The following is a 252-nucleotide window of genomic DNA, read 5'->3' as shown; positions in this document are numbered from 1 at the left end:
CGGGCCACGGCCTCCCCGGTGAGCGGGTGGTCGCCGGTGACCATGACGATCCGGATGCCGGCCGGGGGCGGCAGGCGGCGACCGCGTCGGTGACCTCCGGACGCGGCGGGTCCAGCATGCCGACCAGTCCCAGGAACGACAGTCCCGACTCGGCCTCGTCCTGCGCGGGGTGGGGTCCATCCAGCTCCCGCCGCGCGACGGCCAGCACCCGCAGCCCCTGCGACGCCAGAGCGTCACTCGCCGCGAGCACTG

1 protein-coding gene is annotated in these 252 nt (G+C 76.2%); it reads right to left on the bottom strand.

The window, feature by feature from the left end:
- Positions 1-252: hypothetical protein (locus tag RB628_RS42105; protein ID WP_318325854.1), on the bottom strand; the 252-nt coding region annotated here is incomplete at both ends.

This window comes from Streptomyces sp. ADMS (genome assembly GCF_033441795.1).
Taxonomy (GTDB): domain Bacteria; phylum Actinomycetota; class Actinomycetes; order Streptomycetales; family Streptomycetaceae; genus Streptomyces.
The sequence above is the reverse complement of the archived record's forward strand: the minus strand, read 5'-3'. Positions and strand labels throughout refer to the sequence as shown.